General features: G+C 42.3%; 7 protein-coding genes and 1 pseudogene. 2 read left to right on the top strand and 6 right to left on the bottom strand.

Going from position 1 to position 6307, the window contains the following annotated elements; all coding sequences use genetic code 11:
- The 3 genes and pseudogenes from G4P69_RS39700 to G4P69_RS33635 form a co-directional block, all read right to left on the bottom strand.
- Positions 1-243, bottom strand: a pseudogene (locus tag G4P69_RS39700) (CAAD domain-containing protein); the annotation flags it as partial.
- A 640-nt stretch (positions 244-883) separates the two neighbouring features.
- Entirely contained in the window at positions 884-1339 is a 456-nt protein-coding gene (locus G4P69_RS33630; protein WP_208354200.1) for a pentapeptide repeat-containing protein, read from the bottom strand.
- A 260-nt stretch (positions 1340-1599) separates the two neighbouring features.
- The gene (locus G4P69_RS33635) at positions 1600-2478 is read right to left on the bottom strand and encodes an alpha/beta fold hydrolase (protein WP_208354202.1); all 879 of its coding nucleotides are present in this window, start codon (positions 2476-2478) and stop codon (positions 1600-1602) included.
- 107 nt (positions 2479-2585) lie between these two features.
- Here G4P69_RS33635 and G4P69_RS33640 point away from each other — a divergent pair, with 107 nt between their 5' ends.
- Positions 2586-3632 (top strand): glycoside hydrolase family 10 protein, encoded by a 1047-nt coding sequence (locus G4P69_RS33640; protein ID WP_208354206.1) that lies wholly within the window; start codon positions 2586-2588, stop codon positions 3630-3632.
- Between the two features lie 28 nt (positions 3633-3660).
- Here G4P69_RS33640 and G4P69_RS33645 read toward each other — a convergent pair whose 3' ends face one another.
- Positions 3661-4035, bottom strand: coding sequence for a cupin domain-containing protein (locus G4P69_RS33645; RefSeq protein ID WP_208354208.1), 375 nt, complete (start codon positions 4033-4035; stop codon positions 3661-3663).
- 56 nt (positions 4036-4091) lie between these two features.
- Between G4P69_RS33645 and G4P69_RS33650 the strand changes: the two genes are divergently transcribed.
- On the top strand, positions 4092-4796 hold the full coding sequence (locus G4P69_RS33650) for a diacylglycerol/polyprenol kinase family protein (RefSeq protein WP_208354210.1): 705 nt from the start codon (positions 4092-4094) through the stop codon (positions 4794-4796).
- A gap of 30 nt (positions 4797-4826) precedes the next feature.
- Here the strand turns inward: G4P69_RS33650 and G4P69_RS33655 are convergent, their stop codons facing one another.
- Both G4P69_RS33655 and G4P69_RS33660 read right to left on the bottom strand, forming a co-directional pair.
- A complete protein-coding gene (locus tag G4P69_RS33655) occupies positions 4827-5699 on the bottom strand; it encodes a nucleoside hydrolase (protein WP_208354212.1) in 873 nt (290 codons plus the stop codon).
- A 17-nt stretch (positions 5700-5716) separates the two neighbouring features.
- Positions 5717-6214, bottom strand: a complete 498-nt coding sequence (locus G4P69_RS33660) for an alkaline phosphatase D family protein (RefSeq protein WP_243903126.1) — start codon at positions 6212-6214, stop codon at positions 5717-5719.
- Positions 6215-6307: the final 93 nt, after the last annotated feature.

Below are 6307 nucleotides of genomic sequence, written 5' to 3' on the forward strand. Positions count from 1 at the left end.
GACGGTGACAACCGCTGCCACTATTAAACCAAGGGTAACAAGGGGCTGTTTATATTGATTGAAAAGGCTCCCTAGGTATTCAGGTAATGTCGATAAAAAGCTAGAAACTTGCTCCCCATACTTTAGCCATTCTTCTTGAGACTGACTACTAGGCTGGATTTTGGTTATTGTTCCTGTTTGGGTGTTTATTTCTGGCATCGTTGTCTCTGAAGATTTGGTTTCTGCGTATTGTGATTCTTGCATTTCCACTTCCGTAATTTTCTCAGGTGAATTATTTTAATCCGGGTTACAAACATTCATGCTGCTGCATCAGCATAACTGAGTTCGGGGTTCAAAAAGGCTCAAGCCATCTATAACCATAATTACCCTTAACGACGACTTCATCAACTGCAAGGTAGAAGGTGAGTCGGAAGTCAGCGCTCAGTATCTCATGGAACTGAACAAAAATCAGTATACTCAGTTCCTTTTTTGGTTGACTGGTATTTCAAGGAGGCTATTAGCAATCCTAAAATCGCGAAAATTGCCAATAATCCTGCTCATTTAATTAAAAATCAGGCAAAAATCAGGTCGCCTCCTAGTTTAGGTAAATACTAAATGCCGATTTTACCTGATATTTACACTATATATTTATTTTTTTAATTAGAATGCTCCCTGTTTGTTTTAGCCTGGCGATCACCTCACAACAAAACTAGCAATAGCCTTGAGGTGATAATTTCCCACTGACTGCCAGGCTATAACCTACTATGTGTACCCTCAGTACCCAAACTCGTCAATCGTCCAAAAATCATAGCGCTAAGGTAGGCCGTAATCTTATTTTTTGCATTAATTCCCACAAATTACGACTTAATTGCTAGAGTCCTTTCTGTTCTAAGTCTAATCTCAACTACTTCCAGTCAGGAATATTAGCGTCTTCCCCACCAATACCAATACCTGTGTTGTATATTTTGGCATTAGTGATATTCAAGTTATTCATGGACGCGCCATAGACGTTTGAGTCATTGATTTGAGCGCGAGAGAAATTGACTTTATCAAGATTTGCTTGCTTAAAATTGACATTTGTTGCAAAGGCTGAGGTTAGGTTCGCACCTGCTAAATTAGCACCAGTTAGATCTGCACCTTCTAAGTTAGCCCCAGTTAAGTTTGCTCCTTGGAGATTCGCTTTTCTCAAATCTGCACCAATGAGATGCGCGCCACTGAGGTTTGCTCCTGATAGATTGCAGCCGACACATTCCCCAGTAGAAATCAGCTTTTGTATTTGCTGCGGATTACCAGCCCTAACTGAGCTAGCAAACAATAGGGGAGTGACTAAGGATAGAGTAACTAAAAGCTTACGGTTCATACTTTCCCCCTTTCTTTTCAAGTGGCTTCCGTTCTTTTCCTCACACTTTATATTATGCCATTTACTTGGTAAAAAGGCCATTATTTAACTCCTCTTTATATTGTGGTTTTGTTTGGTTGTAATTTCAGCAGCGTCGATTTACCTTACAAGTCTTTTGGTCGTAAGTAAAACACCTATTACAATACACCCAAAACTAAGTGTCCATTGCTCATTACGTGGCTTCATGGGGTCTTTAAATTTGTGTAATTTCTGGTACGTTGCTAAGTTACTACCAAGCTTCTGGTATCCAGGAATTCTCGTATATACTGATTGACTAACTGCGGTTTTTCTTGCTGAACCCAATGACTACAGTTAGGAATATATTTGATTTGAAAGTCCTTTACATAGACTTCTGTACCGTAGGATAGTTCCTTACTTAAGGCAGTATCTTTTTCTCCCCAAATCATCAAAGTTGGCACTTCTAGAACAGGCCAATCTTCCTTGAATAATTTTTGTTGAAAAAAGTTACGATAATAACTAAGCATTGCTGTCAAAGCGCCACGTTTAGCTACCGCATTTTTATAGGCTTCTATATCCGCTTGCGTGAAAGTACTTTTTTCAACAGCCATACCTTTGAGGGTGTTTTCAACCAATTGATAATCGGCTGATTGTAAGAGAATTTCTGGTACCCAGGGAAGTTGAAAAAGGAAGATGTAACTACTGCGCAACAATTGTTGAGGATTTCGTAAACCTTGAGCAAATTTAGCAGGGTGGGGTAAATTGAGTATGATCAATTGCTCTACCATTTCCGGATGGGTATAGGCAAAATTCCACGCGATCGCGCCTCCCCAGTCATGTCCCACTAAAACGCACTTGTCGTATCCTAATCCCTTAATAACTCCCTCAATATCTTTGACAAATTCGGCCATATAAGCGGATTGATCTTGTGGCTTATCGCTATCGTTATAGCCCCGTAAATCGAGAGCAACGACTTTAAAATCTTTAGCAAATTCTGGTATTTGATGACGCCACGAGTACCAGAACTCAGGAAATCCATGTAACATCAGCATCAAAGGGCCTTGCCCTTGAGTCACGTAATGCAGTGTAATCCCGTTTGTCTTAATATACCCATTTTGCCAAGAACCTTCTAAGATAGACATTATTAAAACTCCTAAAAAAAATGTTAATCAGAAGTTCTTTGCTTATAAATAAAAATTTACTTAATAATTCATGGTTTTGAATTGTTCTTTGGGTAGATATAGATTTAATGACAAAAGCAGAAATACGTGGCATTTGGATTACTACCACAGATAGTAGAGTTCTTCATTCCAAATATTTCATTGGGGAAGCGATCACCTTCCTCGCCGATGTAGGATTTGATGCTATTTTTCCTGTGGTGTGGAACAAAGCAGCAACATTGTACCCTAGCCAAGTTATGTTGCAGACTTTTGGTGTACAGATTGATCCTCAATACGTTGGGCGAGATCCTTTAGCGGAAGTCATTGTCGAAGCGCGGCGTGCGGGTTTAAAGATTATCCCATGGTTTGAATACGGATTCGCTAGTTCCTATAATCTAAACGGTGGTAGGCTCCTAGCACACAAACCGCAATGGGCTGCTCGTGACTATCAGGGTAATTTGCTAAAGAAAAATGGTTTCGAGTGGCTGAATGCCCTTGATCCCGAAGTGCAAGAGTTTATGATAAATTTAATACTAGAGGTAGTGCAAAATTATGATATAGATGGCATTCAAGGTGATGACCGTCTACCAGCCTTACCTAGTGAAGGTGGTTATGACTCTAAAACTGTGGAACGTTATCGCCAACAGTTCGGCAAAAATCCCCCGAAGAACCCGAAGGATAGGCAATGGTTGCACTGGCGTGCCGATATTTTAACCGACTTCTTAGCCCGTCTCTATCAGGAAGTTAAAGCAGTTAATTCTAACCTGCTGGTGTCAATGGCTCCTAATATTTACGATTGGGCACTTCAGGAATATCTACAAGACTCAAAGGCTTGGCTTGAACGAGGACTGGTAGATATAATTCATCCGCTGATTTACCGACGCGACTTTAAAAGTTACAAAGCAGTTGTTGACAGGCTGGTTAACGAGCAGTTCACCAAAGAAACGCTCTCGAAATTAGCACCAGGAATTCTTATCAAGAGTGGTTCTTACCAAATCAGCCCAGATCACCTAATGCAGGCAATTGAGTACAATCGTACTTGTGGCATCTTAGGGGAAGTTTTCTTTTTCTATGAGGGTTTGCGAGAAAATAATAACGCCTTAGCTCAAGTATTGCACAACGGGCCTTATGGGTAGTTGTGAGATGAGATCGCCCCGCCCAAATTCAGGAACTCGTCGTAATACTATCACCTGGCTTTGAAGGCCATCTTACAGTTAAGATAGTCGATTCTAACTCAGCAAACCAACAATGAGACACCCCAGGAGCCCAGATAACATAATCTCCCTCGGAAGACAGCACAACTTCTTGATCTAGGAATTCGAGACGGAATCTTCCTTTAATGAGAATAGAAAGTGTTGTTGCTTCTGCGTTCATTGCCCACTCTTTTCTCATGTCTCCTGCTTTGTGGACAGTCCATTTTACTTCTACATCCGTTGTAGAACGGGGATTCGTGTTTGGGGTGATAAAGTGACCAACAAACCAACCCCAGCGACTTGCGCCATCAACATGGGCATTTCCAAAAACAACTTGAGACTGCATAAGCTAACACTTTTTTTCTTGATTAAGACTTGACTAGACGAGTAGCTGGTGAGTGTATGTTATCTTCCGCTTTAGGTATCAGCCCATTTGTGGGAAATCTCATAGTGACAGCGTTGACTTTCGTTTACGTATTTGGGCTAGTGGCGCTGTTGAATTTTTTCGTCACACGCTCTAGTTTACCGCAGGATATTAGCCGTAAAATTACTCATATTGGTGCTGGCTCGCTTATTGGATTTTTACCACTTTATAACGATTTACATTGGTCGAAGTACTTGAATGTGACGATTTTTGTAGTGTGGATCGTCCTTCTTGTGCAGAAAGGGCTTTTTGCTAGCCCAGATGACGAAGCAGTAAAAACTATGACCCGTACAGGTGATAGGAGTGAACTTCTTAAAGGCCCACTTTACTTCGTAATTGTAGCAACTATTTGCGGTACGTTTTTGTACAAAAGTTTTCTAGGAATTGTCGCAATGGCGTGCTTAGGCTGGGGTGACGGAGTTGCGCCGATAGTCGGCTCTCGATATGGGCGATGGAAGTACAAAATTTTCAGCGACAAAAGCGTTGAAGGAAGCCTCTCGATGTTGATTTTCGCTTTTGCTGCTAGCGTCTTTTTTGTCTGGCTTATATTACCAACCGAATTAAATCTAGCGAGGATTTTACTGATGGCTTTAGTCGCCACACTTGTTGAAGCATCAAGTCCAAAAGAAGTGGATAACATTATTATCCCAGCAGTTGTCATTTTAGCTGCAAGTTTTCAGTAGAGATGCTTGTTGTATTGACAGTAAGTCAAATCAGTGCATAACTAATGTTTGGAAAAAACGCTCATGATCGACCGCCACTGTAATGAATGTGTTGGTTCCGGTTGCTCGCCTAGCTCCCCACTCCCCTCGTTCTTGGTAGATCTCCACTTCTTCAAACGTGGCGATATTACGATCCACTGCAACACAGGCTGCTAGTGGATCATGAAACATTTTTCCTTCAGGAATTTCCCGAAAATAGCACTCCATTCCAGTATAAATCAACGCCAAGCTTGGACTAATATCCCGATACGGTGCCATGCGATCGCTCATCGCAGCATCATAGCGCACCCCATGACACACGTTCTTGGAAACCAAGTCTCGTAACAAAACCCGCTCACTCCTGAGCAGGGAAAAAGCTCCTTTCGGATCTACGCTCAGATTGTGGCTGACACAAGTTTCCCTTCCAACAAACTGGGGTAGACGGTGTTCGGGTGGAACCAAACTATCCCCTGCAAAACCCCCTTGTCCCACCCATCTGCGGATCGTCACCGACGGGTGATTGGCAAGCAATAGCCTGGCGTTGTGCAGCGGTGCTCCGGTTAACCATACCGCATCCGGGTAGTCGCTCAGCATCTGCGCTAGCAACTCGTGAGCAACAGCATCTGGCTCATCAGGAGTCGGCTGCCCCAAGAAACTGTAGTGGAAATCGGAGATGCATTTGCTCGTTGTCTGTGGGTTACGAGCACCAACAGGGATATCTCCACGCCCCAACTTTTCTAAAACTCCTCGGACTAACCCTACCTGTTCTAAAGAACCGGGGTTAATCGTAACAGTTCGTAAGGTTAGTCCGGGGTGTCCCAACAGGAAACACAAGGTGAAAATATCATCAGGATCCTGCGTTTCCATGTCGAAAAGTATATCCATATTCAGTAGCTAGTTGACTACGTTATCTCTTGAATTGAAACTTGATCCTTCAACACACGAAAAACCTTGAGGATTGAAAGATTTGCCCCAGGTTTCGTAATATCACTAACAGCCTTTAATGTGCAAGTTAATGCCTGTGGAGTTACTTCTACTAGGTTATAGCCATGAGTAGCAGAGTTGAAGTACTGAATATGTGGATTACTAGCTCTGACTACCTGAGTAATTATATCGATGGGTGGGAGAGTCGCACCCAGGGAACTAGGACCACCTTGCTCTGCAAAATTAGAGGATGTTGTTGATCCAACTACAAATTCTACACCAACAGGTGGATCTGAAGGATTCTCAAAGTCAACTCTCTGATAACCTGCAACAAAAGTATGGAGATCACCAGTGATAGTTTCGAAGTTTTTCACTCCAGCATCTCTGATAGACTTGAACAATATAGCCCGCTCAGCAGGATAACCATCCCCTTGATCCAAGGTAACAAATATTTCTGGAACCGCTTGTCCTAACAATTGGGTTGCTTAAGCTGACAGCACTTTAAGCTGCATGGTCATGACTTCCTTCCCCCAAATCTTCCAAATTCTTTATGTCTCGGTGATTTGTTT

The organism is Aetokthonos hydrillicola CCALA 1050 (assembly GCF_017591665.1).
GTDB lineage: Bacteria > Cyanobacteriota > Cyanobacteriia > Cyanobacteriales > Nostocaceae > Aetokthonos > Aetokthonos hydrillicola.

Excerpts from the sequence above, each read along its gene's own strand:
- G4P69_RS33630 (WP_208354200.1), bottom strand. The coding sequence starts at position 1,339 with ATGAACCGTAAGCTTTTAGTTACTCTATCCTTAGTCACTCCCCTATTG.
- G4P69_RS33635 (WP_208354202.1), bottom strand. The coding sequence starts at position 2,478 with ATGTCTATCTTAGAAGGTTCTTGGCAAAATGGGTATATTAAGACAAAC.
- G4P69_RS33640 (WP_208354206.1), top strand. The coding sequence starts at position 2,586 with ATGACAAAAGCAGAAATACGTGGCATTTGGATTACTACCACAGATAGT.
- G4P69_RS33645 (WP_208354208.1), bottom strand. The coding sequence starts at position 4,035 with ATGCAGTCTCAAGTTGTTTTTGGAAATGCCCATGTTGATGGCGCAAGT.
- G4P69_RS33650 (WP_208354210.1), top strand. The coding sequence starts at position 4,092 with ATGTTATCTTCCGCTTTAGGTATCAGCCCATTTGTGGGAAATCTCATA.
- G4P69_RS33655 (WP_208354212.1), bottom strand. The coding sequence starts at position 5,699 with ATGGATATACTTTTCGACATGGAAACGCAGGATCCTGATGATATTTTC.